The sequence below is a fragment of the Polynucleobacter hallstattensis genome (genome assembly GCF_018881835.1).
GTDB lineage: Bacteria > Pseudomonadota > Gammaproteobacteria > Burkholderiales > Burkholderiaceae > Polynucleobacter > Polynucleobacter hallstattensis.
Map to the genome: position 1 here is coordinate 470886 of NZ_JACVPO010000001.1, position 26308 is coordinate 497193.

Genomic DNA, 26308 nt, shown 5'->3' on the forward strand with positions numbered 1-26308 from the left:
CGAATAATGTAAATGCTTCTTAATGCTAGAATCGCTTCAAGATAATTTGAGGGCAAAAAATGCAGTTAATTTGGATTTCTGGGTCTACTTCATCTATGAAGCAGATAAAAATCACCCGTAAAACCGTTATTAAGATTGCGCTTTTATCCTTTAGCGTATTTATTCTGATTGGCATGAGTATCCATTTTTTTGGCTTTAGGGTGGCAATTCGCTTTAATCCCGAAATGGCAAAACAAATGGGGGGGGTCATTTCTCGTAAGGAGATGGATGACTTAGAGCTCATTTATCAGCAGAAAATCCAGACAATTCAGACGCAACTCCCCATAATTGAGAGCAAAATCCTTACTCTTAAGAACCTAAAGGATCAGTTTGCCGAACTATCCATACCTACAAGCGCCAAGGATTAAGTTGTATTTTAAAAATTCACTTAGCGGCATACTCCTCTGAGGCTTTTCCCAATTTGTTGGTATTGTTATATTATTAGCACGTACTCACTTATTCAGGAAATATGATGGCTGATAACAATCCTAGAGGATCACTTTTTGTAGGCGAAGGGGTCATTGTTAGGGGCACCTTTGAGGTACCAGAAATGGCAGTGGTTGCAGGCCTTGTAGAGGGTGAGTTGAACACTAAAGAAGTTTTGGTTGATACCTCAGGAATTGTTAACGGCAGAATCAATGCGGAAGTTGTCGAGGTTCGCGGTGAAGTTACCCAAGGCCTCAATGTCACCAATCATTTGAACGTTCGATCCAGTGCAAAAATTACTGGTCTTACACAATATGCAGAAATGAGCGTAGAAAAAGGAGCGAAGCTTAGTGGTGAGCTACGCCTGATCGATGCCCCCATACCTTCAGTCAGACAACCTCTAACTGAAACTGATATCCATCCGAAAGATGAGATTAGCGATATCGATTAATACAGCTTATAGATAAAAGATCCCCTCTTGTAGGGATCTTTTGAGCGCCAAGAGCAGGTATTAAGCAATCATTGACTTTTGATTTTATTCCAATTTGCCTGGAAAATTGCGGTTGAATCCGTTGCCCCCTCTGGTTCTTCACTGCCTTTGGAAATCATTAAACCGTTTAACTTAGCACCATGCTCGATTCCGAGTTGGCCGTAAGTAATATCTCCGCGCACTTCAGCCCCCTCATGCAACTCCACGCGCTCGGTGGCATAAATATTACCCTCCACTCGACCCGCAACTAGTACCCTAAAAGCATTAATGTCGCCTTGCACCATGCCAGTGCGTCCGAGAGCAATACTCACGTTTTTTCCTTGGCGTGATTCTATATTCCCAACTACGCGACCATCAATACGTAAGCTTTCATTCGCAACAATTCGCCCATGAACCTCGGTAGCTGGCCCAACTATTGTTTCAAAGGACTCCATTGTGGGCTGTAAAAACTTAATAGACTGTGTTTTTTTGAAGACCATTCTTTATTCCTTTAACTATCATGCAATTACGCAATAAGCTGCATACTTCGATATTCCCGCCGGACGACTATTTTATCTGTATCTAGACTGTCTTTAGGGAATTTAAATACTGATCTCAGTGATTTTTTGAATATACGAGTGGAAAGTGAGTATCCACTAACTATAATTCAGATTGGTGCGCCATTTGCAGTAACTCTGCCAAATGTTTAACCTTGCGACCCGTCTCTTGCTCAATTTGCTCTCGACAGCTAAAGCCATTAGTCAGAATGATAGTCTCTTGCTCGGCAGCCCGAATTGCTGGCAGCAAAACGAGCTCGCCAACCGCTTTGGATATTCCGATATGCTCTGGATTAAATCCAAATGAACCTGCCATACCGCAGCAACCGCTATCAATGAAGTTTGCTTTTGCACCCAAAGCAGTCAACAGTGCTACGTCACCCTTAGTACCAAATAGTGATTTCTGATGGCAATGTGAGTGGACCAAGATATTGCAGTCTAGGGGTGGAGGAGTATAGCCTTGCTCATGCAAGAAATCTCCTAATAAATAGCTACTCGATGCCAAAAGAGTTGCCCGTGGATCATTTGGGAAAAACTTCAGTAATTCATCCTTAAATACCGACATGCAGCCTGGTTCAAGGCCAACGACTGCGATCGGAGAATTAGGGCTTTCATTAATCTCACTGCCGATTGCATCCAGAATTTTCTCTAGCTTTTGCTTGGCAAGATCCAGATAACCAAAGTCATATAAAGGACGGCCGCAGCATAAAGGTGTTTTTGGCAAGGTTGCTTCGAAGCCTGCATGAGCAAGTACTTCAACTGCTGCATTGGCAACCTCTGGATGAAAATGCTCGCAGAATGTATCCACCCAAAGAATGACTTTCTTCTGACCAATACTGGCATTCTTTGATGGCTTAAATTGCTTCCTAAATGACTGACTGGCAAACTTAGGCAGACTACGCTCTTGCGCTATGCCACCAACCCATTTAGCAAGACTAGAGATGACGGGCGTTTGCATGATGCCATTCATCAGCCAAGAGAACTTGCTTGCCAGCGGCGCCCAATCGCCAATGCGGCCCATAGTCAAAGCTTGACGAGGCCTGCTATTGGTCTCGTGATAATGGGATAAGAACTCGGCCTTATAGGAAGCCATGTCAACGTGTGCTGGACAGTCACTCTTGCAGCCCTTACAGGAGAGGCAGGTATCTAAAGCTTCTTTAAGCTCCTTACTTTCCCAGCCATCTTGAATGACTTCGCCCTGAATCATTTCCCAAAAGAGTCGTGAACGTCCACGAGTAGAGAAACGCTCTTCTTTTGTAGCGCGATAACTTGGGCACATCGTGCCTACTTTTTCACTGCGGCACTTACCCATACCAACGCACCGCTCAACCGCTCTCTGAAAGCCATTGCCCTCTTGGCTCAAGAAATTCAGGCGCGTCTTGATATTGACGATTTTGTATTCCGGTCCCATGCGCAGATTCTCATCTACGCGGTAAGGGTGAACCACCTTGCCAGGATTGAGTTTATTTTGAGGATCCCAGATGCGCTTGAACTCATGCATCGCGCCCATCAACTCTTCACCAAACATGATGGGGAGAAATTCTGCTCTGGCCTGACCATCACCGTGCTCGCCTGTAAGTGAGCCACCAAATGCAACCACTAAGGTTGCCGCGTCACGAATAAAGGATCTAAATTTGGCAACACCTTCTGCAGATCGAAAGTTAAAAGTAATACGCGCATGAATACACCCATCACCAAAGTGTCCATAGAGCGAAGTTTCATACTCGTATGAGTCCACTAATTTCTGGAAAGCTCGTAAGTACTCACCTAAGCGGGCCGGATCAACCGCAGCATCCTCCCATCCCACTACTGGGTCAGGAGAATTTGGATCAATGGATAAATGAGTAGCAGATGCACCATTTTCACGAATCGACCAAATACGCTTTTGTACTAATGGATCAGACTCCAACCAAGTTGATGGTATTGGGCCCTTAGTTCTTGCTTTGAAATACTCCTGCGCTTTTTCAGCCTGAGCAATTGCGCCCTCAATCGTATCGTCACCGAACTCTACAACTACCCAAGCATTTCCAGCTGGTAATAAGTCGATCTCCGCTTTTGCTAAATTACGCTCTTGCAAACCGCGGATGATTTTGTAATCTAGGCCTTCGATTGCAATGGGGTTAAAAGATTGATACTCGGGTACAGCATCACCTGCTACATAAATATCCTCAAACCCCAATACCAACACAACGCGTTTAGCAGGGCTCTTTACTAATCTCACCTTAGCAGCGAGCGTTAATGCACAGGTCCCTTCAGTCCCGACCAAAGCCTTCGCAACGTTAAATCCATTTTCTGGCAAGAGCTGATCTAAGTTATAACCAGAGACGCGACGCTTAATGTTCGGGAAACGCGCACGAATGAGATCAGCATAGCGCTCACGTAAGGTCAGCAAATCTTGATAGATCTGACCTTTACGCCCACCGGCAGTAATGATTTCTTGTAACTCTTGATCAGATGTTGGGCCAACCCAAAAATGCTCACCATCATAAGTCAGAATTTCTAAGGCTTCAGTATTTTCCAGTGTCTTGCCGGCCATCACCGAATGGGCGCCACAAGAATTATTAGCAACCATGCCACCTAATGTACAACGGCTATGCGTAGACGGATCTGGCGCAAAAGTTAAACCATGCAACTCAGCAGCATCACGCAGTGAATCACAAATGACTCCAGGCTCTACAACGGCATTACCAGCCACTGGGTCTAGAGCAAGAATATGGTTGCAGTACTTCGAGATATCAAAAACCACTGCATTATTAACAGTCTGGCCATTCATGGAGGTGCCGGCACCACGCATGAGTACCGGAGCCTTGTTGCGATGACAAATCTCGATACCCTTGATAAATTCTTCAGTATTTTTCGGGGTAACAACCCCAATCGGAATTTGACGGTAATTAGAAGCCTCTGACGCATAAACCGCCTGATGGGCTGTGTCGAAATGAACAGAACTTCCAAGAGCTGCTGTGAGCTCAACGTTGAGCTGCTCCCACTGAGAAATACCACCCATATTCAATCCTTGTTAGATGCAATGACCCCTTTGAGGGCATTGGTCATTTTATCAACTCCCAGCAATTTCTGTGTGGGCCGCTTGTTTGACAAAAGCCCCATAGCAGGCAAGAATCTTCCTCATGAATAAAGCACCTAAGGTACTGGCATTTGATGTATTTGGCACAGTGGTTGACTGGCATGGCTCCATAGCCAATGAGGTCAGTCGCCTAGGACTTCCGGTTGATCCTGATGCATTTACTACAGCCTGGCGCCAAGGTTATAGGCCGGCTATGGCTCGGGTACGCTCTGGTGAACTGCCTTGGACCAAAATTGATGATCTCCATCACATGATCCTCATTGATGTTCTTAAGGCATTTAAAGTCCACTCTTTATCTGAAAGTCAAATACAACATCTCAACCTCGTTTGGCATCGACTCAATCCTTGGCCTGAGGCTGTCGAAGGTCTACACCAGCTGAAACGTCAGTTCACGATCGTCACTCTCTCAAATGGCAATATGGGCTTATTGGCCAATATGGCAAAAAATGCTGGCTTGCCTTGGGACTTAATTCTTTCAGCTGAAGTGTTCCGTCACTACAAACCAGACCCCGAAACCTATTTGGGGGTAGCGGAGATCTTCAATCTTTCCGCCGAAGAAGTGATGTTGGTTGCCGCACACAAGGATGACTTGGAGTCTGCTCACGCCTGTGGATTACAAACGGCCTTTATTGAGCGCCCGCTGGAGTTTGGTAAAAATCATATACGGAATGATCTGCATGTGGAGCAATTTACCAACTACCATGCAAAAGACTTTCTGGATCTTGCGCGCCAGTTAGGCGTATCAGATCCAGATCAACACTAGACGTATTCAGCAACCTCAACGAGATTATTGTCTGGGTCACGCAAGTAGACCGAACGAATGGGTCCAAGCGCACCTCGTCTTGGTACAGGCCCAACATCAATAGCAACAGCATGCTTTTGCAGATGCGCGATAAAGTCATCCAAAGGAATTGCTGAGATCAAACAAAAGTCTCCCGAACCAATCGTGGGCACTTTAGCCTTTGTAGGTGTTTCAGTATCTTTATCCTGAAGATTGATTTTTAACTGTCCAAAACGCAATGAATAACGCGGCTGCCCTTCGGGGCCAGTAAAAAACTCGCGCTCAAAGCCCAATGCTTTTTCATACCACTGGGTCGTAACCTCAATATCAGTTACGGTCAGAACAAGATGATCAATACGGTCGATGATATTTTTCAAAACAATCTCCAAGATGATGGGCAATAATTTAACAACTTACCCAAAACATCATACCGAAGAATTTAAGAGGATAGCTATACAGAAGTCTTAGAGATGAAGAAAGCCTTCGGAACATCAGTGCACCAAACAACACCGTCCCCTACCTGACCTGTTTGGCAAATAGTCACAATACGGTCCATCAGGACTTCTGCAATCTCATCGTTACAAACGATTTCAATCTTCACTTTTGCCGAGTAGTCGGTTAACTCATCTTTAATATTAAATTTGGCTGTGCGATTGGGAGCACTACAGCCTTCAACCTTAGTCACAGTCATCCCTGGAAAGCCTGAGGTTTCCAATAACGCTGTTCGGAGAGCAGCCAACTTATTTGGGCGAATAACCGCCTTCACTTCCATCATGCTTCCACCTCTTTATCTTCAAACCATCTATATAAGACAGGGAGTACTAGCAATGTTAATGCGGTTGAGGTAATTAGACCCGAGATCACCACGGCTGCTAGCGGACGCGTTACCTCGGAGCCTGGGCCTCCAGAAAATAGCATTGGCACTAAAGCCAACATAGCGACTGAGGCAGTCATCATGACTGGCCTAAAGCGATGTCCACAACCATGCAATAGCGCATCTTCCATGGAGTAACCATCTTCACGTAATTGCTTAATGAAGGAGATTAGCACCACACCATTGAGCACTGCAATACCCCAGAGGTTAATAAACCCAACTGCAGCTGGTACGGATAGATACTCTCCGGATATAAATAAACCAAATACACCACCAATCGAGGCGAACGGTAAGACCAAAATAATCAATCCAGCTAGGCGTAATGACTTGAAGAGCATAAAGAGCAGGAAATAGATCGCCAAGATTGTTAGCGGAATAATGATCATCAAACGCGCCATCGCCCGTTGCATATTTTCAAACTGGCCGCCCCACTGCAGTGAATAGCCTTGTGGAAGCTCCACCTGTTTGGCAATGAGCTCTTGCGCTTCTGTAACAAAGCCACCTAGGTCTCGCCCATCAACATTCACACCTACCACTAAGCGTCGCTTGCCAGACTCTCGAGAAATTTGTGCCGGACCATCGACAATAGAGATATCCGCTAGATCGCGCATGAGCACCTGAGCACCATCTGGAGAATGCAAAATAATATTGCTGATTGCATCTACGTTATCTCGGTAAGGAGCTGGATAACGTAGCAGCAAGGGAAATCTTCTCTCGCCTTCATACACAATGCTAGCTTGCTTACCACCAATAGCAGTTTCAATCACATCATTTACATCAGAAACATTAATACCGTAGCGGGCAATTGCATCACGATTAATAGTGATGTTTAAGTAATTTTGTCCAGAAGCCTGCTCTATACGCAAGTCATTACTACCTTTCATTTTGGTCAAAATCTGACTAATTTGACCGCCAATCTTTTGCAGCGTAACTAGATCATCTCCAAAAATTTTGATGGCTACCTGTGATCGAACTCCAGAGACCATCTCATCAACACGTGCTGCGATAGGCTGGGAAATAGAGAGCTCGATACCCGGCAGAGTCTTTAGCTTGTCACGGATCTGCTGAGCGATTTCTTCCTGACTAAACTTACGATCGCCTATAGGCTTTAGGGTCACGATCGGATCGGATTCATTAGGCTGACCTGGATCTGCGGGAGACTCACCCTTACCTAAACGAGATACCGCCATCTTCACGTCTGGAATGGTCATGATGCGTTTGATAGCCTCAAACTCCAGCTTGATAGATTCATCCAAAGAAATATTCGGTGCGCGTACGATGACTGGCGTAATAGAGCCTTCTTGCATCACTGGAATAAAGGCTTTTCCGAGAAGAGCAAATCCAATGATGCTGGCAACTAACCCCATTACAGATCTTTTAACAACCAACTTGGGATTGGCAAGACACCAATGCAACCAGCGCTCATATGGGGTGCGCAAACGAGCCACAATTTTTGTGTCATCTTCACTTCCACCTTTCAGAACGTAAGAGCACAAGACTGGTGACAAGGTAAATGAAAGAATAAGGGAGATGGTTAATGCGATGGCAATCGTAATCGCCATTGGCGCAAACATTTTTCCTTCCATACCCTCTAAGGAGAGAAGTGGCATGAAAACCAAAATAATGATGCCAACACCAAACAGCACTGGAGTACCAACCTCAGTAGCAGCCTCCAAAATAATACGAATCTTCGACTCACCCATTTTGAGTCTTTCACCTAGCTTTGCAAAGGTGTTTTCTACAACCACTACAGATCCATCCACCATAATGCCAATCGCAATCGCGAGACCACCAAGGGACATTAAGTTAGCAGAGATGCCATACCGATTCATCACCAAAAAGGTTAATAGCGGCGTCAAAATTAAAGTTGCCACCACAATGAGAGATGAACGAACATCGCCTAAGAATAAAAATAGCAGAATGACTACGAGAATGACGCCTTCAATCAATACTTTGGCGACATTAAACATCGCCGCATTGACAAGATCTGTGCGATCGTAAAACGGCACGATTTGCAGTCCGTCAGGTAATAACTTGCCCTCATTAATCTCGGCCACTTTGAGCTTAATACGATTAACCACTTCGCGCGCGTTACCACCACGGATCATTTGAATGATCCCAGCAACACTCTCGGTATAGCCATTCTTAATGGCAGCTCCCTGCCGAATTTCGCTACCAATAGTAACTTCAGCTACGTTCTTTACATAGACCGGAATGCCCTTTACTTCCTTGAGAATAATTTTTCCAATATCTTCGGGTTTAGTAATGAGTCCCACGCCACGTATGAGATAGCGCTCTGCATAAGTAGGTAACTGCCCACCGCCGGAATTAGCATTGTTTCTGGCAAGCGCTTCATAGATATCTCGAAGACCCACTTGATAGTGACGCAATCTTTCAGGATTGACTAAGACCTGGTACTCGCGTGCATAACCGCCTTGCGTATTAATCTCTGCAACACCAGAAATTGAACGTAACATCGGTCGAACAACCCAATCCTGAATCGTACGACGCTCCTCAAGCTCCTCAACTGTCAACTGCCTATCGCCATCCGAGGGATGATCTAGCGTGTATTGATAGATTTCTCCTAAACCTGTCGACGGCGGCGCCATTACAGGAGTGATACCAACTGGCATTGCAGAAGCTACCTCAATCAAACGCTCTGTAACAAGTTGCCTTGCAAAATAGAGATCGGTCTTTTCCGTAAATACCAATGTAATCACTGATAGGCCATTACGATTAAGTGAGCGCATCTCAGTTAAGCCGGGCAAGCCCGTCATACTCAACTCAATCGGCACCGTGACAAAACGCTCAACCTCTTCTGGGGATCGGCCTGGAGCCTCGGCTGCAATCTGAATTTGAACGTTAGTAACATCAGGGAAAGCATCGACCGATAATCGTTTTGTTGCCAGTAAACCTGCAACAAACAACACCAGTGCAATGATGACAACTAATAAACGCTGTTGTAGTGAGAGGCGAACAATTTTTTCAATCATCGTGACTAACCACCACTCAACTGTCTCTTGCGTTCCGTGTTTAAGTGGAAGGCACCATTAACAGCGATTTCCTGACCATCCTTCAAGCCGGAAATGACTGGGCGATAACCCTTGCCCTCTGGACCTAATTTAACCGTGACCATCCGATAGGTATCTTCATCCTCACGAATAAATACGTGATCATGATTATCTTCACGAATCACCGCGCTAGAGGGAACTAGTAATCGCTCAGTAGGCTGGCTCTCAATCATCATGGTTGCCAACATGCCTGGCTTAATAAGACTATCTTTATTAGGCACTTCCATTCTGACGACTACAGTGCGTGTTTGCGGATTGACGATTGAATCTACATGGGCAACCACACCCTCAATTGATGCATTTCTTAAGGCCGGAATAACTAGGGTTACTTTCTGACCCTTATGAATAAGGTAGGCATTACTCTCTGGAATCTCCGCAACAGCCCAAAGAGTACTTAAGTCAGCAACTGTAAATAAAGCATCAGCAGGTTGAACTACCTGCCCCTTATTAATTTTGCGCTCAACAATTTCACCAGGGATGGTTGCGATGACATTATTGATTGATTCAATCACACCTGATTTAGCCAAACGATCAATGCTAGGTTGATCCATTCCCTGAACGCGTAATTGGTCGTTCGTGGCTCGAAACTCTGCCTTTGCACTGCTGGCTTCAGCTTCGCGTCTTTGTAGCTCTGCTAAGGCAATTACATCCTCTTTGTATAAAATTCTGGCACGATTAGCGGCTTGATCAGCCAGCTGACTAGCACTCTTTGCCTTTAAGTAAGACAGCTGAGATTGGGTCAATTCAGTTGAAGTAATTTTTGCCAAAATATCACCCTGCTTAACACGCTGTCCCGGTATCGCCAAAATATCGGACACACGACCCGTGACATTTGCCCCAATACGCGACAGAAATAGTTCATTGAAATCAACACGGCCGGATGCACGCAGCTCCTCAACAAAGGTGCCGGTATAGATACGTCCGTCGGTAATCATATTGCGTAAGTCAGTATTCACGATCACCACATTAGGATCTTGAACAGATTTGATACTTGGACTGCGATCAAATACGTTGAAGTAATTGAGGATGATCAAAAACAAACAAAACCACGGGAGATAAAAAAGGCTTTTTTGAGTCCACTGAGGACTCTTATCATATTGCTGAGCTACCCGAGGCAAATGGGCGGTAAACCACTCATGAGTCAGTACATATAGATCGTTTTGGGTTTTGATAACAACAGCGATCCATTCTTGTACATAGACTTTTGCAATCGCCAAGTATTGGGTATACCAAGCCTTTAACTGATCCGTCATTGCTGTGAACTCTTGCTTCATTGCTTTCCACTCTCAATTTTTGCAATCCACTCTGGGGTTGCTCTTAAACGCTGAATCTCAGTAACAACTGAAGCTAAATCAAAGCGAGCCTTGATCAAATCATTACGAGCCACTCTAAATGTTCTTTGCGCATCCAAATACTCGAGCATGCCGCGCTCACCATAACGGTAAGAAACTTCAGCAATCCGTCTTGCACTTGAAGCCAACTGAACAACCTCTTGATCCAATATTTTTACCTGATAACTTGTCATTTGGTAAAGCTTATAAGCAGTCTCTAACTGCTGCTCCAGACTTTGACTTTGGGCATTTAATTGGTTCCTAGCTTTGGAAGCATTAGCCTCTGCCTCCGCTATCTGACCACCCTTAAAATCCCAAATAGGAATACTTACCACTAAGCCATAAAGGCGATCAGTAAAGTTAGGGTCGTTATATTGCTGGGCTTTAATGGAGAGTCGAGGTAAGCGAGAGTTCTGCTCAAAACTCAGTTTTGACTCAGATGCCTCAACCTCCGCCTTTGCCTTCTGCAACTCAGGGCTTTGCGCATTAAGCTCACTGAGTAGTATCGGTAAGGGAGGTAATGGCTCCATCTTTAAAGGTTGCGAAAGTACCTCATAGTCCGGCGGCAAGCTATGTCCCACTACCTGCCTAAGCTGGCCCTTGGCCTGCTCAACCCTCAACTTGCTTGATTCAGTATTAATTTGCGCATTCAAAAATTCAGTTTGCGCGCGAATCAATTCAAATCGTGCGGTATCACCGACGTCATAACGAATTTGCATGCGATCGCGAATTTGCTTTGTCAGACTCAAATCCTCTTCGGCAGCTTTTAATTCTGCATCACGGCGCATCAATTCATAAAAACGCTGCTGTACTCTTGAAATCATTTCGATTTCAAAAGCGATGCGGGTAGCTTCTGCAGCACGGACATTCGCCTCGGCAGCATTGACTCTAGGGTAGCGGGTATATGGCATGTCTAGAGGCTGAGTCACTGACCACGATGACACATTACCCGTAGTCAACGGACCAGTTGCTGACCTTTGTTGTCCAGTGTTCATTTCAAACTCAGGATTTGGAATCGCGCGAGCCGAAGAGAGTTGTCCCTTAATCGCCTTAGATTGATCTCTTGCGCCTAGTACCTGAGGACTGGACTCTAAGGCCATTCCAATCAGTTCATTGAGTGAAAGTGGTTTTTGACCTTGTGCGCTCACTCCTCCTATACATAGGATGCAAACCACAAAGATCAGCGCAGAACTTAGGCGATTCATTACGACAACTTTAGAGAATAGGTGCGATATCTCATTATCCAGCCTAGTGGACGTAAAAATATGAGAAATTCCCCAGATTAGGGATCTGGGCATGATTTTTGAACAGGAAAATCAAATTTGTACGCTGAAAATTCACGGGATAACCATTTATAAAAATTAAAATAGTCTTGCCTTGATATTGACTCACTCTTATACCGGACCCAAGGGTCGGACTGTCGGCATAAGAGACTCAGAAAGCTGAGCAGGCTACTCCCCATATGTGAGTTTTGATTAGATCATACTTATGACAAATATATTGAATTAAGCATGATTTACCAATGTATAGGCATGTTTCGAAAATGGGTAATATGAACGGAGATGCCAGTTAGAAACTCATGGCGCCATTTTCGATTGGATATTGGCCTAATGGCAGCCCCAACCATCAAAGGTTTACATCGAAAACCTATTAATGCAAGTAGCGCTATTACTTTTGAGGTTTTAGTGCAGAGCCAGTTTTCTGCCCAGCTGAAGACTGATTCATGCTCGTCATATTCTTCTCAAGGCTTGAAAATGAACCTGTCATGGCCGCTCGAATTAATTCAAAATTCTCAAGGGCGCTATTAAAGGAGGCTTTAAATATCGAGGTGTATGGCTCAGCACCCGCAGGAGAATTTTGTGTTGCCTCATTCACAAAATGAATTAAGTCATGTTGAGACTCTTTGATCATTGCCTCAGCAATTTTTGACAACTCTTTATTTCCGCTTGCTAAGGCTTGAAAGAGCTTGGACTGATACTCGGCCACCTCTTTAGCAGCATCCTGCAATACCTCTGCATGGACATAATCAAATACTGCCTTAGGATCCTGCGTTTTCATCAGCTCTGCTACTTTGGCTTGCATTCGAGAGGAGAGCTCTTGAGCAGCACGCTGATTTAATTGAGCAATCTCCTGAGCACTAGTTAGCGCTACCTGGCCAACCGCCTGAGCAGCCTTCATACCTTTGGTCTGATTTGCCATTCCGCCTAAATCAAATGGATTTTTACTCATAAACGTCTCCCTAGTTCAATTAGTGATTGATTCAATCTACTCCCGAATGAACAGCATTGAGATAGAGAAATACCACTAGAGGCGGACAAAAATGCAAAAGAGCACCCTTAGGCGCCCTTTTTGGTGAAGTAAGTTAAGTTACCCTGGTTTAGCGTACGACGATATTTGCACCCTGACGTAATTGGGATAAGAATTCAAACTGCTTTTTCTGCATCAAGCCATTACGAATAGCTGCCTTAGCCTGCTCATATGTTGGAGGCTTGCTAAATTTTTTATCCTCCAATTTAATTAAGTACCAGCCCTGGGGCATCTGAATCGGCGCCGGAGAAATCTGACCCTTGGACAAGCCTATTAATACGGTAGCAATCTGTGGCAGAGTCTGTCCTGCTTGCACCCAACCTACGGCCCCACCTTGAACCTTATTTGGCGCGAGCGAAACACTCTTAGCCACTTTATCGAAGGACTCACCTTTTTTGATTCTGGCTAGTGCAGCTAGTGCGTCAGCCTCAGTAGCAACAGCAATATCACTCACCTTATATTCCACAATCATGCCCTGCGATCCTAGGGTGGCAATCTCACGGTTGTACTCAGCTTGGACATCAGCATCGCTCACTGGATTTCTGGACATATAAGTGGACAACTCGAGATCTGCTAAATAATTTTGGCGAATCAGAGCCAGCTGACTATTAGCCCGATCAGAATTTGCGAGTCCATCTCTTTCGGCTTGTTGCGATAAAAGAGAAATTTCAATCATTTTCCCTAGAACTGCTTTACGAAGATCTGGAGAATCCTTTTGACCTTGAGATAATGCCGCCTGAATACCTTGCTCAACAGCATCGTTCGAAATGATGACGCCATTAACAGAAGCAGCAGCATTGACTGGTAGCGCATCCTGGGCATATGAAGGGCCTACAAAACTAATTGCAAGCAAAGCACTAACAAAAAAACAAATGGCATGGGGTTTCATGAATAACTCTTTTCTAAAATTTAGAAGCAATCTTAACAGTTAGCAGTCATTAAAAGGTGAAGGTGCTAGGAATTGGTTCAAAGGGTACAGCAGACTCCGCGCCCTGTGCTTCGGTCTGCTCCTCACCATCGGGATTTTTAATGTAGCGAGAATTAATAGATACATTCGGTTTCTGACTTACAGGCGGTGACTCCAAGTAAACTGGGCCCGCAGGAGTCTCCACAGGGGCAATAGGCTGATTATTAAACTCTTGGATTTGCTTGGGAGTGTAGGGTGAGAACATTTGTGCAACGACAGTCATTGGAAATACAAAGCAGAGAGTCATTCTAAAGAGAGCAATTGCTTTAAATCGCATGGCGATATTCATGAATCTTTCTTAGCTTAGGCTAGCAAGCCATCAGCAATTAATTTAATACTCGCGATCAACAAGAAAATTTGAACGATGATGTAATACCACTTTACTGAAATCTTCCCAGCTAAATAAAACCCTAAATAGACACCCACTGGCACCAAGGGTAATAGCAGGATTGAAGTAGCTAGTTGCTTAAAGTTCAGCAAGTCAAGATAAGCATAAGGAACCAATTTCCCAACATTGATGCAAGTGAAAAATATCCCCAAGGTTGAGGTGTATACGATAGGTAAAACTTTTTCACTCAACATATAGATCGTGATTGGTGGACCACCTATATGGGCAACAAAAGAAGTAAAGCCCGATACGCCGCCCATCAATCTTCCAAGCCATGGCAGGGGCTTAGACTGCTTCAGATCTAAGCGAGCCATGATTAGGCTTTGAATTAAAAACAGTAGAGTGAAGATACCAATTGAGAGAGAAAGAATTTTAGGGGTAATAACAGAGAAGAATAGGAAGCCCAACAGCATGCCAAATGCAGCAGGCAATAAAATCAGCTTTAATATTCTCCAGTCAGCATTTTTTAGAAATCGCCTTAATCCTACCAAATCAATTGCAATCAGAAGTGGTAAAAGAATGGCTAAAGCCTCATGAATACTCGACTGACTTGCCATCAGGGGAAGCGAAAGTACACCTAAGCCTGCACCAAACCCACTTTTAGATATTCCTACAACAATGACACTAATCGCCGCAAATACAAAAAAGGCTACAGAGTGGTCATCAAAGGCTTGAAACAAAGAAATCATAAAGAGTTTGCTAAATACATAATCAGTAGAAATTCATTTTAGGGCTAAAAGCTTTTAGCATGGGCCTAAAAAAGGTATCCTGAGGCAATCAGGCTTCCAAATTGATAGCTCATGAATATACCTAAGCCATTTACCAACAAGGCCTATGCGCTTGGTGATGGGAGCTATTACCAGATTCGCTCTATTCAAGCGGATGATCGTGAACGAATCATTGAGCTATTCAATCACCTTTCGCCCGATAGTCGCTATCTTCGATTTGCCCACGCAATCTCTAAACTTCCAGATGACTTTCTTGATGACATCTTGCACTTGGACTATAAAAAAGAAATGGCATTGCTTGCGGTAATCACCAGCCTCACCGGTACTGAGGAGATTATTGGGATTGCACGCTATGTGACGCCGCCCAATCAAAATGCTTGTGAATTCTCCCTAAGCGTGAGTGATAACTACACTACACATGGTGTTGGTACACATTTAATGCTTGATCTCATTGAACATGCTAAAAAGAATGGATTGAAAGAAATGATTGGGTATGTTTTGAGTAAAAATTCTAGAATGCTGCATCTTGTCTCTGATCTGGGCTTTCAGATTCATAGCCAGGATGATGACCCTGACTTTAAAACTGTGAGTCTGCCACTGTGAACCGATCAAACCAAATCCATTCAGAAAATTCAATCCTTATCTTCATCGACTTACAGAGTCGTCTGATGCCTGCGATCGATCAAGGTGAAGCAGTGCTCAAGCAATGTATTCGCACTGCTCAAATTGCCCAACTACTCGAGATTCCGATTATTGGTACAGAGCAAAGTCCAGGCAGCTTAGGAAGCAATCTCGATTCTATTAAGACCTTTTGCAGCAAAACGATTAAGAAGGAGCATTTCAATGCCTGTGCTGATGGCTTGATGGCCGCTATTCCTGATAATCGCCGACAGTGTATTGTGATGGGATGCGAAACCCATGTTTGCTTAATGCAAACAGCACTTCAGCTCATCGATGAGAGCTACGATGTTTTCGTAGTAGTAGATGGTGTTGGCTCACGCCGGGCACTCGACAAGCAAATTGCACTTGATCGACTAAACATTGCTGGAGCACGACTTATTACGGCGGAGATGCTCGGATTTGAGTGGCTAAAGACAGCGCAAAATCCCGTCTTCAAAGAAGTTCTTGTGCTACTAAAATAATAGGGCCGGGCTTGCGAGACTTTATTTGCTATTCTGCAGCATCACTTAAAGGATTCTTATGACGAATGACACTCAAACCCAAAACGACGAAGATTTTGATTACGGGTGCGAATGCGCTATGACGCTCCTAAATGAACCTACTGAAGATTGCTTAAATGATCTGATTGATGAGCTTGATGAAGATGGCATGATCGCTACAGAAGTAGTTTATGGTCTCTTAGCAACCATCCTCATGAGTATCACCTCAGAGGATGAAGATGATGAGGAAGTGCAGTAAAACGAACTACGCCAAGATTTGCAGGGCAAACTGATCCATGGCACTCGCCATAGCAACGTCTAACTCAGTTAAGGCCCCCAGAGAATGGGTGCTCAATCGTACCGATACCTTATTCCAAGAGTTTGACCAGTCTGGATGATGATCTAACTTCTCAGCGAAATCTGCACACAGCGTCATGAATTCAAAGGCACTCTTAAAGTCCTTAAATACAAACACCCGCTCTAGCTCTTGAGTATCCAGATTTACCCGCCACTCAGGTAACACTTTTGCAAAATCAAAATCTTGAGCAAGTAGATTGAGTTTAGACAATGGAAGCTCCAACACTATGAGATAGTTTCTGTAAATCATCCGGGTACAGCCAACGCCACTCACCCTCAGCCAAATCTACTGGCATGATGTATTGTCCGATTTCGGTACGGTGCAGTTTGGCAACATGATTACCTACTGCAGCCATCATTCGCTTCACCTGATGATAGCGACCCTCAACAATAGTCATTGCTAAAATATTCTCCCCAAGCTGCTTACATGCTGTAGCAAAACAGGGTTTTGGGTCATCATCCAAAACAACCCCCGTTAATAAATGATCAATCTGCTTTTGGGTAATGGGCTCTGGAGTTGTGATCTCATAAACCTTGCCAATGTTTTTCTTGGGTGTAGTCATCTTATGAATAAACTGGCCATCATCTGATATCAAAATTAAGCCAGTAGTGTCAAAGTCTAAGCGCCCGACACATTGCAAGCCTCGCTCTACAAAAGGTTTAGGCAACAAACTGTAGACGCTGGGATGATGCGTAGTTTTATGAGAGCACTCATAGTCTGGCGGCTTATTAAACGCAATATAAGCTTTTTCATGAAACTCCCAATCTTTGCCCTCTACATTGAGCATTAATCCATCGGTAGCAATGCGCTCCTCTGGATCATCCGCCGGAACACCATTCACCTTGACTAGGTCGGCATAGACTAAATCGCTGCAATAGCGCCTGGTACCAAAGCCTTGGCTAAATAGTATTTTTTCGATAGAAATTGGTTTGGCCATACCTTGCCGAGAATACTACAAAGCCGCTCTCACAGTAGTCGTGGAATGAAGCCGTTATGATGGACACATATCGCCTCCGAGCTTCTTACTTACTACCACCATGCTCTCAACCCCAGCACCCAGAAATCCTCTTCATACTCGTGAAATTACTTTTCAGGGCTACGCTCGTGAAGATGGCCTATGGGATATTGAAGCGCATTTGCGAGATTTTAAATTTCAGCCATTTATCACCGGCGGAAAAACCTGGGAGCCAGGTCAAGCTTTTCACGATATGTGGGTTCGCATTACCGTCAATACTGAATTAGTGATTCAGGCAATTGAAGTGGCTATGGACAGCCACCCTCACCCAGAATGCCCGCAGGTAATACCTCCAATGGATGCACTGATTGGCGCCCGCATTGGTAAGGGTTGGCGCAAAATTATCAACGAACACCTTGGAGGCATTAAGGGGTGCACTCATTTACGAGAGCTTCTCAGCAATATTGCTACCGCCGCATTCCAGTCTATTCCAGGCGCATTATTTGACCCGGATAACAATAAACCACCCCTCTATTTGGGAACCTGTAAATCTTGGGATTTCAACGGGCCAGTAGTGATGCGTGCGTACCCTAAATTTTATAAGTGGAAGACCAAATGATCCCTATACCCAAAACACCACAATAGTTGAGGCGCATTTATTGCGCCGGGCGTAATCCGCTGGAAGTCAATACTTGGGATCCATGGCAAGATTTAAGCAGGGTAATATACGAAAATATCTCTAACAATGATGAATCTTTGCACCACAAAGAATAGCGCGTAGCCAGCTCAAACTCAGAAGGAAATGGTCCAACTAGTACTATTAATCTGACTTGAGTTGTTATTAAACAAGCGCTCTTAGGGTCATCTAAAGTGGTTTCTCTGCAGCGCCGGCTGTATCAAAATAATTGACTATCTTGCCGCCATACTGGGTTTGATTAAATAATTTCGATAACTTAATCAAGGATATCTAAGCACTAGCTGCTGAATAAAAACCGATATTCAGCAGCATATGCGCTAATTGAGAAAAATAGAGGCTCGATACAAAAAAGAAAAGTTAGAGCTCTCATCAAAATTTAGATAATTTTCACCGCTAAATCCGGCAATCCGGCAATCGAACAACGCACGATATCACCCCTAACTACTGGACCAACATTCTCAGGCGTTCCTGAATAAATAATGTCCCCAGGGAACAGTTCATTCGCTTCAGAAAGTTTGACAATTTGTTCTGCAACCGACCAAATCATCTGGCTAAGGTCAGCTTTCTGCTTGGTAATACCATTTACTGATAGCCCGATAGCACCATTTTTAAAATGTCCTACCTTATCTACTGTGTAAATAGGTCCAATGGGCGCCGAGAAGTCGAATGACTTACCAATTTCCCAAGGTTTTTTTTGATCACCCATAAAACGCTGCAAATCTCGACGCGTCATGTCCAGTCCTAGAGCGTAACCAAAAACATGCTCTAAGGCTTTTTCAAAGGGGATATTTTTTCCACCTTTATTTAATGCGGCTACCAACTCCACTTCATAGTGATAGTTTTTAGTTAATGTTGGGTATGGATGATCAATAATTTTATTCGGAGCAACAAATTGAATTGCATCAGTTGGCTTCTGGAAAAAGAATGGTGGCTCACGAGTTGGATCAGAGCCCATTTCTCTTGCATGAGCCGCATAATTTCGGCCGATACAGTAAACCCTTCTCACTGGAAATTCTTGCGAACTACCAGCAATTGGAATGTATACCTGGCTCACGGTGAAAGGGGTTTTAACCTCTGCCGCTTGCGGCTGACTTACAACACCCGCAGTCGCAATGGTTGCTAGGCCAATACCCATCTTCATGGCATTACGTCGACTAGATTTACTATTCTGATCTGACAAACTACCTCCTTGATTATTTTTATATATATCCACTTGTAACTTTATCCTAATCTTTCCTCTAGCTCTCCATGCGGTGCACATTAAATGCATTAAAAGCTTGCTGAACCGGCATAACCTCCAAGACATTAATATTCATATGACTTGGCAAGTTAGCGGACCAATAAATAGCCTCCGCTACATCATCTGCACTTAATGCTGTCACACCGGTATAGACCTTGCCAGCCTTACTATCATCACCTTTAAAGCGCACATTCGAAAACTCAGTTCCAGAGCACATCCCTGGCTCAACGCAAGTAACACGTACTGGCGTACCGATCAAATCTGCCCTGAGATTTAAGCTAAATTGTTGAACAAAGGCTTTAGTGCCGCCGTAGACGTTACCACCTGGATAGGGGTAATTTGCTGCTACTGAGCCTAGATTAATCACATGGCCACACTTGCGCTCTACCATTCCCGGTAAAAAGGCGCGCGTCATATGCACTAGCCCCTTGATATTGGTATCAATCATCTGATCCCAATCCGTGAGCACAGCCTGATGCGCCGGCTCAAGACCTAAAGCCAATCCAGCGTTATTCACCAACACTGTCACCTTGGCAAACTCAGCTGGCAGTGTGGCTGCGAGTCCATCTACCTTTGCGCTATCGCAAACATCAATAGCTAAGGTTAATAATTTTTTCTGCTGCTCTGCCGGCAGAGATGCTTTTAAAGCCTCTAGGCGTTCCACCCTTCGACCCAAGGCGATCACTTGATGGCCATGTGCCAAAAATCGCCTCGCAGTTGCCTCTCCAAAGCCAGCAGTAGCGCCGGTGACTAAAACTGTATGTTCCATATTGATCTACTTATTTTATGTAATTAGCTGAGTCATTTATATTACTGCGTATATGACATTGTTACGTATTTTTACCCACTGCCTGATTTCATTGGGATTCATCGGAAATGCTTTCGCTGATGAAAGTAAATTCTCTGGGGGGTTTTTAAATCTAGAGAAAGCATCTGATCAGCACTCAAGTCAGCGGGTTCTAGAGTTTTGGGGGTATCACAATACCTTTGGAGAACAAACTCAAAGCGACACTTTAAAGCTTCGCTACTACCAGCCCCTACAGTTTGACCAGTGGCGAGGCACTATGCGGCTCGATACTTCCTATGTTTCGACTTACGGACCCACCCTTGCTGAGCAGTCATCTGGCACTTATAACGCCGGCAACACCATGCTTACGGTCTGGGGAAATCACCCCAGTATTCTGAAGAATTGGGAAGGTACATTAGGCGGCAGGATTATCTTTCCGTTTGGTAATAACGGGCAATGGGCTGCCGGCCCTCAGATCGGCACAGTATATGTACCAAACAAAGGCAGCGACTCACGACTCTCAGACTTTTCACCTTTACTCAGGTATATGTATGGATTTGATACTAAGGGTAATTCATTCGCTAGTAATCCCAATCAACCGCCCCTGGTTCGTAATCTCAATATTTTTCCAACGCTTGGATTAAATATCTCTGCTAGCACTCAACTTCGATTATGGGATGAGAATGGAATCATCCTGAATACAGGTGGAGGGGGCGGCTGGTTTGTCCCGCTCGATGCTATGGTGACTCATCGTCTTAATAAAAGTTTCTTATTCGCGGTAGGTGCTAGCAAACAGGTCGTGCAAAGTTATCCTGTTTACGACTGGTCTTTTTATGGAAAACTATCGTTTAATTTTTGAGTGGTACTTAACCCAGATTTACCAAATGATCTTTCTGGACAGTAGCTGCATTTGATTTCACTAAAGCTTCTACTAGCCAGACTTGAAAATCTTCACTGCTCATATTGAGCTGCTTGCGAATACTTTCCAATACAGGCGTATCTGCAATCCACTGATTGACCTTTGCCACCTTCTGACTACGCCATTCCAATAGCTTGTACTTCAGGAGGACCTTAGCACCATGACGTGCATTGCGATCAGCATCGCTGGAGAGGTAATCGAGGCGGGATTTTGCAGTCTCAATTGACTTCCTGACATCCGTGAAAGGCTTGCCGTGCCCAGGAATAACCAAGGCAACGGGGAGATTCTCAATCAACTCTAAGGTCTGCGCTACCCCCTCAAAGCCACCTTCACCCCAGAGCTCAGGAAAGATGACTCCAAAGCCCTCCTCCCATAGCGCATCGGCCGAGATCAAAATTTGATGCTGCTCTTGATACAACATGATTGAATGGTTGTCATGGCCTGGAGCAGCCAGAATTTGCCAGCAATAAGAGCCTAAGAGTATTTCTTCACTAGGCACAAGCAGGGCATGATGAGTGAAGCGTGGACACTCTTGGCCTAATTGCTGAAAGCTCAGCAAATCCTCATTCCAGTCTCGTACGGCAATTGCCTCTGCTTCTGGTATCCATATCTCACAATCGAATGCCTTTGATAAGACTGCGTTAGCACCACAATGATCAGAATGTAGGTGGGTATTGACAACTTTATTGAGATTTTTTAAGCCATGCTGCTTCAGTGCATTAGTGACCAGATCAACAGTCATCTGCTGGTGCGCGCAGTAGCCACTATCAACTAGTGATACATCTTCTTCACTGAAAAGTAATATATTGTTTGCCGATAGCCATCCGCGCTCGAAAATTTCTATTCCGGGTGGGAGCGAGTAATTGCCGATGCGCTTCTCAGGTAGCTGCATTTTTCTGCGCAGTGATTTCAAGATTTTGAATATCGGAGTGAGGAAATCGAGTCATCGGCGGATTATCCTTAAATGGTAGATCGCTTGTCCAAAATCTTACGAACATAAGGAATCCTACAACATAACAGCAATAGCAAAACTACTGCATAGATTGTGACGGTATCGAAATCATTCTTGCCTGCTTTATGCCACCAATAGTGGAGTATTGCAGTGCAGGCAATCAGATAGATGAGTCGATGTAAGTGTGCCCAGCGACGACCCAGTTTTCTTTGAGCCCAATGGGTAGAGGTCAGCGCTAGTGGAGATAGTAGAACCAGGCTAATAAAGCCCATCGTAATAAAGGGTCGCTTTACTACGTCTTTGAGCATCTCTATCAAATCAAAATCCTGATCCAGCCAAAGCCAAATGACAAAATGGAGTGCTGCGTAAAAGAAACTGAATAGACCCAACATTCTGCGATATCGAATCCACCTTGTTGAATTTGTCATCAAACGTAATGGTGTCATCGCCAGCGTTAAACACAAGAAGACTAGCGCCCACGTTCCTGTTGAGCGCGTAATAAACTCAATCGGATTCGCGCCCAAACCATCAGTAAACCCCAACCAAATCAAACGATCTAATGGCAATAAGGCTAATAGGAAGATCAGTAGCTTCATCCAGCTTTACTTATCGTATTGTATTAATAGAATTTCTTCAAATCCATCCCGGCATACATACTCGCTACTTGATCGCCATAACCATTAAACATTTGGGTTTTAATTTTGGGTGCAAAGGCGCCTTTAGAGTCTCCAATACGACGCTCAGTCGCCTGACTCCAACGGGGATGATCTACCAAAGGATTTACGTTGGAATAAAAACCATATTCCCTTGCATCAAATTGACTCCAGCTAGTCTTCGGCATTTCTTCTGTTAAACGGATTTTCACAATCGACTTCGCACTCTTAAAGCCATATTTCCAAGGCACCACAATTCGGACTGGGGCGCCATTTTGCTTTGGTAGCATTTCGCCATAAAGACCAAAAGTGAGCAGCGTCAGGGGGTTCATAGCCTCATCCAAGCGTAGACCTTCGCGATAAGGCCAATCGATAATCTGACTCTTCAGACCCGGCATTTGCTTGCGATCAGCTAAGGTAATAAATTCAACATACTTCGCAGAACCTAAAGGCTGCACCTGATTCAGTAACTTGGATAGTGAGTAACCATCCCAAGGAATAACCATCGACCAACCCTCAACGCAGCGCATACGATAAACACGCTCTTCCATCGGGGCAAGCTTAAGCAAGGCATCTATATCCAAAGTCATTGGTTTTTTAACCAAACCTTCAATCGTCACGGTCCATGGCCGAGTTTGCAAACTATGGGCATAAGCAGCGGGATCTGATTTATCTGTACCAAACTCATAAAAGTTGTTATAGCCAGTGACATACTGATAAGTAGTTGATTCTTCTTTCAAAACAAAGTTTGGGTTTGGCGTAGCAATTAACTTTTGCGTAGTACTAGCAAGAGCCTCACGCGAGAACCAGGGTGCCAGTGCCAGACCAAAGGCTCCGGCTGCAGCATTCTTAATCAAGTCACGCCGTCCCTCAAAGACCGCTTTAGGGGTAATTTCCTGGGAAAGCCGCTTTTGCTCATTCGTAGACATATCAAAGTCTCCTCAATGGATTGAATCTAATAGTGACAATAAGCCTCATTCTCCTATGCCTACCAATTTATTGCTGAGCTACTGCATTAAGCTAAAAGGCGCACAAGAAAAAAGGGCAAACCAAACGGTTTACCCTTTTTGTGAAGCAAGCTTATTTTAGGCAGCAGATGCCATTTTTAGGATGCCATTCAAGGTAGTACTTGGACACATCACAGCCACGAACTTGTCGTGATCAGGTTTGTAGTAACCACCAATATCCACAGGTTTTCCTTGTACCGCTTTAAACTCAGCAACTATCTTTTGCTCGTTCTCAGTCAAGGCTTTTGCAATCGGAGCAAAGTGGGCTTGCAATTCTTTATCTTCGGTTTGCGCAGCTAAAGCCTGAGCCCAGTACATCGCCAAGTAAAACTGGCTACCGCGATTATCTAGCTCTCCAGTGCGTGGTGATGGTGACTTATTGTTATCTAATAGTGAGCCGGTAGCTTCATCTAAAGTGCGAGCCAAGATTTTGACTTTGGCGTTACCAGTCTTATCACCAATATCTTCGAGAGAAACTGCCAAGGCTAAGAACTCGCCCAAGGAATCCCAGCGCAAATGGTTTTCTTCGACCAGCTGTTGAACATGCTTAGGAGCAGAACCGCCTGCACCAGTTTCAAAGAGACCGCCACCAGCCATTAAAGGCACGATTGATAACATCTTGGCGCTAGTACCGAGCTCCATAATCGGGAACAAGTCGGTAAGGTAATCGCGCAAAATATTACCGGTCACAGAGATCGTATCCTTACCGCGAATGATGCGCTCTAGGGTATAGCGCATTGCGCGAGTCTGCGACATGATCTGAATATCAACGCCAGTTAAGTCGTGCTCTTTCAAATAGGTTTGCACCTTCTTGATCAACTCAGCTTCATGTGGACGATACTCGTCTAGCCAGAAAACGGCTGGAGTATGTGACAAGCGTGCGCGATTTACTGCTAACTTCACCCAGTCACGAATGGGCGCATCTTTTACTTGGCACATACGCCAGATATCGCCCTCTTCCACATTCTGCTCCAGCAAGACTGTGCCATCATCCGCAACAATCCGGGCTACACCAGCTTCAGTGATTTCAAAGGTCTTGTCATGTGAACCGTATTCTTCTGCCTGCTGAGCCATCAAGCCCACATTGGGTACTGTACCCATCGTTTTTGGATCGAAGTTACCGTGCGTCTTACAGAAGTTAATGATCTCTTGATAGATGCGAGCAAAAGTACTTTCTGGAATAACGGCTTTAGTGTCATGCAAGCGACCATCAGCACCCCACATCTTGCCGCCCACACGAATCATTGCAGGCATCGATGCATCTACGATTACATCACTAGGTGAATGAAGATTAGTAATGCCTTTGGCAGAGTCCACCATTGCCAACGCTGGACGGTGCTCATGGCAAGCATGTAAGTCCTGAATGATTTCTTCGCGTTTAGATTCTGGCAAAGTCTTGATTTTTTCGTACAAGCTACTCATACCGTTGTTTGGATTTACACCCAACTCTTCAAACAACTTGCCATATTTTTCAAATGCATCTTTGTAGAAAATCTTGACAGCGTGACCGAACACGATTGGGTGTGACACCTTCATCATGGTGGCCTTGACATGCAAGGACAACATCATGCCAGTCTTGTAAGCATCTTCAATTTCTTTTTCATAAAACTCACAGAGTGCTTTTTTACTCATGTACATGCTGTCAATAATTTCACCTGCAAGCAAACTTACTTTTGGCTTGAGAACAATCGTCTTGCCACTCTTCGTTACCAGATCCATCTTCACATCACACGCTTTAGTCATCGTCATTGACTTCTCACCTGCGTAGAAGTCGCCACCATGCATATGGGATACGTGTGTACGGGAGGCTTGACTCCACTCACCCATCGAGTGCGGGTTCTTACGGGCATAACGCTTAACAGCGTTTGGTGCACGGCGATCAGAGTTACCTTCGCGCAATACCGGGTTTACTGCGCTACCCAAACATTTGGAGTAACGCATACGAATTGATTTTTCAGCCTCATCTTTAGGATCATCTGGGAAGTTAGGAATTCCGTAACCCTTAGCTTGCAACTCTTTAATGGCAGCGAGCAGCTGTGGAACTGACGCACTGATATTAGGCAACTTAATGATGTTGGTATCAGGCAATAAAGTCATGCGACCAAGCTCAGCCAAATTATCGGGAACTTTTTGCTCAGCCGTTAAGCAATCGGAGAACTCTGACAAGATACGTGCCGCAACAGAAATATCGCTTTCTACAACCTGAACTCCAGCTGGAGCCGTAAAAGTACGAATGATTGGTAAGAATGCACAGCTCGCCAATAAAGGCGCTTCATCTGTCAGCGTGTAAATGATCTTTGATGTCTCTGAAGCCATTGATGTTTCCTCGATATGGGTAAATATTAGGGGTCGGCCTTATACCGAACCACTCTCGCATTCCGTATGCAACACTTCAGGCGCTTGTGGCTGTCTTGGGTGTCATTTCACGTACTGGACCGAGAAATCTATTTTAAATCATCGACCCCAGTAATTTCAGGGGATTTAGGCTGCAAATTGGCTCAAGTGCATCAATTTAGGGAAATACCCCGACCCGAACCCACACCCACTTACATCGTAAACT

The 26308-nt window shown here is 44.6% G+C and carries 27 protein-coding genes; 8 read left to right on the top strand and 19 right to left on the bottom strand.

The window, feature by feature from the left end; translation table 11 throughout:
- Window positions 1-95 precede the first annotated feature (95 nt).
- Together ICN26_RS02440 and ICN26_RS02445 are read left to right on the top strand one after the other, a co-directional pair.
- Window positions 96-407, top strand: a complete 312-nt coding sequence (locus tag ICN26_RS02440) for a hypothetical protein (RefSeq protein WP_216266593.1) — start codon at window positions 96-98, stop codon at window positions 405-407.
- 104 nt (window positions 408-511) lie between these two features.
- Window positions 512-916 carry a bactofilin family protein gene (locus ICN26_RS02445; protein WP_216266595.1) on the top strand — a complete coding sequence of 135 codons (405 nt, stop codon included), beginning with the start codon at window positions 512-514 and terminating at the stop codon, window positions 914-916.
- A gap of 68 nt (window positions 917-984) precedes the next feature.
- On the opposite strand, the gene ICN26_RS02450 is transcribed toward ICN26_RS02445, so the two are convergent.
- Both ICN26_RS02450 and ICN26_RS02455 read right to left on the bottom strand, forming a co-directional pair.
- A complete protein-coding gene (locus tag ICN26_RS02450) occupies window positions 985-1434 on the bottom strand; it encodes a bactofilin family protein (protein ID WP_216266596.1) in 450 nt (149 codons plus the stop codon).
- Between the two features lie 160 nt (window positions 1435-1594).
- A complete protein-coding gene (locus tag ICN26_RS02455; protein ID WP_216266598.1) occupies window positions 1595-4495 on the bottom strand; it encodes an FAD-binding and (Fe-S)-binding domain-containing protein in 2901 nt (966 codons plus the stop codon).
- Between the two features lie 121 nt (window positions 4496-4616).
- On the opposite strand from ICN26_RS02455, the gene ICN26_RS02460 reads away from it, so the two are divergent.
- Window positions 4617-5336, top strand: a complete 720-nt coding sequence (locus ICN26_RS02460; RefSeq protein ID WP_216266600.1) for a haloacid dehalogenase type II — start codon at window positions 4617-4619, stop codon at window positions 5334-5336.
- On the opposite strand, the gene ICN26_RS02465 is transcribed toward ICN26_RS02460, so the two are convergent.
- From ICN26_RS02465 to ICN26_RS02505, 9 genes are all read right to left on the bottom strand, one after another.
- Entirely contained in the window at window positions 5333-5722 is a 390-nt protein-coding gene (locus ICN26_RS02465; RefSeq protein WP_439650720.1) for a VOC family protein, read from the bottom strand. The two genes, ICN26_RS02460 and ICN26_RS02465, sit on opposite strands and share 4 nt — an antisense overlap.
- An 83-nt stretch (window positions 5723-5805) precedes the next feature.
- Window positions 5806-6129 carry a P-II family nitrogen regulator gene (locus ICN26_RS02470; RefSeq protein ID WP_216266603.1) on the bottom strand — a complete coding sequence of 108 codons (324 nt, stop codon included), beginning with the start codon at window positions 6127-6129 and terminating at the stop codon, window positions 5806-5808.
- The gene (locus ICN26_RS02475) at window positions 6126-9221 is read right to left on the bottom strand and encodes an efflux RND transporter permease subunit (RefSeq protein ID WP_216266605.1); all 3096 of its coding nucleotides are present in this window, start codon (window positions 9219-9221) and stop codon (window positions 6126-6128) included. The genes ICN26_RS02470 and ICN26_RS02475 overlap by 4 nt, the downstream gene beginning before the upstream one ends.
- 5 nt (window positions 9222-9226) lie before the next feature.
- On the bottom strand, window positions 9227-10573 hold the full coding sequence (locus tag ICN26_RS02480; RefSeq protein WP_216266607.1) for an efflux RND transporter periplasmic adaptor subunit: 1347 nt from the start codon (window positions 10571-10573) through the stop codon (window positions 9227-9229).
- The gene (locus tag ICN26_RS02485; RefSeq protein ID WP_216266609.1) at window positions 10570-11778 is read right to left on the bottom strand and encodes a TolC family protein; all 1209 of its coding nucleotides are present in this window, start codon (window positions 11776-11778) and stop codon (window positions 10570-10572) included. The genes ICN26_RS02480 and ICN26_RS02485 overlap by 4 nt, the downstream gene beginning before the upstream one ends.
- Before the next feature lie 520 nt (window positions 11779-12298).
- A complete protein-coding gene (locus ICN26_RS02490) occupies window positions 12299-12859 on the bottom strand; it encodes a phasin family protein (protein ID WP_216266611.1) in 561 nt (186 codons plus the stop codon).
- A gap of 148 nt (window positions 12860-13007) precedes the next feature.
- Entirely contained in the window at window positions 13008-13826 is an 819-nt protein-coding gene (locus ICN26_RS02495; protein WP_216266612.1) for a peptidylprolyl isomerase, read from the bottom strand.
- 49 nt (window positions 13827-13875) lie between these two features.
- Complete coding sequence (locus ICN26_RS02500; protein ID WP_216266614.1) at window positions 13876-14193, bottom strand: hypothetical protein; 318 nt, start codon at window positions 14191-14193, stop codon at window positions 13876-13878.
- 14 nt (window positions 14194-14207) lie between these two features.
- On the bottom strand, window positions 14208-14981 hold the full coding sequence (locus ICN26_RS02505) for a sulfite exporter TauE/SafE family protein (RefSeq protein ID WP_216266616.1): 774 nt from the start codon (window positions 14979-14981) through the stop codon (window positions 14208-14210).
- Between the two features lie 111 nt (window positions 14982-15092).
- Between ICN26_RS02505 and ICN26_RS02510 the strand changes: the two genes are divergently transcribed.
- The 3 genes from ICN26_RS02510 to ICN26_RS02520 are packed head-to-tail and all read left to right on the top strand — an operon-like array spanning window position 15093 to window position 16439.
- Window positions 15093-15623, top strand: a complete 531-nt coding sequence (locus ICN26_RS02510; protein ID WP_216266618.1) for a GNAT family N-acetyltransferase — start codon at window positions 15093-15095, stop codon at window positions 15621-15623.
- Window positions 15620-16162: an isochorismatase family protein gene (locus ICN26_RS02515; protein WP_369411774.1), complete on the top strand. Its 543-nt coding sequence runs from the start codon at window positions 15620-15622 to the stop codon at window positions 16160-16162. The genes ICN26_RS02510 and ICN26_RS02515 overlap by 4 nt, the downstream gene beginning before the upstream one ends.
- Before the next feature lie 58 nt (window positions 16163-16220).
- Window positions 16221-16439, top strand: a complete 219-nt coding sequence (locus ICN26_RS02520; protein ID WP_046329638.1) for a hypothetical protein — start codon at window positions 16221-16223, stop codon at window positions 16437-16439.
- Window positions 16440-16445: 6 nt separating this feature from the next.
- On the opposite strand, the gene ICN26_RS02525 is transcribed toward ICN26_RS02520, so the two are convergent.
- Window positions 16446-16748 carry a 4a-hydroxytetrahydrobiopterin dehydratase gene (locus ICN26_RS02525; RefSeq protein ID WP_255534346.1) on the bottom strand — a complete coding sequence of 101 codons (303 nt, stop codon included), beginning with the start codon at window positions 16746-16748 and terminating at the stop codon, window positions 16446-16448.
- Entirely contained in the window at window positions 16741-17475 is a 735-nt protein-coding gene (locus ICN26_RS02530; protein WP_216266623.1) for a pseudouridine synthase, read from the bottom strand. The genes ICN26_RS02525 and ICN26_RS02530 overlap by 8 nt, the downstream gene beginning before the upstream one ends.
- Before the next feature lie 100 nt (window positions 17476-17575).
- Here ICN26_RS02530 and ICN26_RS02535 point away from each other — a divergent pair, with 100 nt between their 5' ends.
- Entirely contained in the window at window positions 17576-18112 is a 537-nt protein-coding gene (locus tag ICN26_RS02535) for a DUF2889 domain-containing protein (RefSeq protein ID WP_216266626.1), read from the top strand.
- Window positions 18113-18566: 454 nt separating this feature from the next.
- On the opposite strand, the gene ICN26_RS02540 is transcribed toward ICN26_RS02535, so the two are convergent.
- A complete protein-coding gene (locus ICN26_RS02540) occupies window positions 18567-19331 on the bottom strand; it encodes a fumarylacetoacetate hydrolase family protein (RefSeq protein ID WP_216267622.1) in 765 nt (254 codons plus the stop codon).
- A 97-nt stretch (window positions 19332-19428) separates the two neighbouring features.
- Window positions 19429-20199: an SDR family oxidoreductase gene (locus ICN26_RS02545; protein ID WP_216266628.1), complete on the bottom strand. Its 771-nt coding sequence runs from the start codon at window positions 20197-20199 to the stop codon at window positions 19429-19431.
- Between the two features lie 52 nt (window positions 20200-20251).
- On the opposite strand from ICN26_RS02545, the gene ICN26_RS02550 reads away from it, so the two are divergent.
- Window positions 20252-21076 carry a hypothetical protein gene (locus ICN26_RS02550; RefSeq protein WP_255534347.1) on the top strand — a complete coding sequence of 275 codons (825 nt, stop codon included), beginning with the start codon at window positions 20252-20254 and terminating at the stop codon, window positions 21074-21076.
- 7 nt (window positions 21077-21083) lie between these two features.
- Here ICN26_RS02550 and ICN26_RS02555 read toward each other — a convergent pair whose 3' ends face one another.
- The 4 genes from ICN26_RS02555 to ICN26_RS02570 form a co-directional block, all read right to left on the bottom strand.
- Window positions 21084-22028 carry an MBL fold metallo-hydrolase gene (locus ICN26_RS02555; RefSeq protein ID WP_216266630.1) on the bottom strand — a complete coding sequence of 315 codons (945 nt, stop codon included), beginning with the start codon at window positions 22026-22028 and terminating at the stop codon, window positions 21084-21086.
- A gap of 68 nt (window positions 22029-22096) precedes the next feature.
- On the bottom strand, window positions 22097-22684 hold the full coding sequence (gene msrQ / locus ICN26_RS02560; protein WP_216266631.1) for a protein-methionine-sulfoxide reductase heme-binding subunit MsrQ: 588 nt from the start codon (window positions 22682-22684) through the stop codon (window positions 22097-22099).
- 23 nt (window positions 22685-22707) lie between these two features.
- Window positions 22708-23670, bottom strand: a complete 963-nt coding sequence (msrP, locus tag ICN26_RS02565) for a protein-methionine-sulfoxide reductase catalytic subunit MsrP (RefSeq protein ID WP_216266633.1) — start codon at window positions 23668-23670, stop codon at window positions 22708-22710.
- Window positions 23671-23826: 156 nt separating this feature from the next.
- Window positions 23827-26064: an NADP-dependent isocitrate dehydrogenase gene (locus tag ICN26_RS02570; protein WP_216266635.1), complete on the bottom strand. Its 2238-nt coding sequence runs from the start codon at window positions 26062-26064 to the stop codon at window positions 23827-23829.
- Window positions 26065-26308 lie beyond the last annotated feature (244 nt).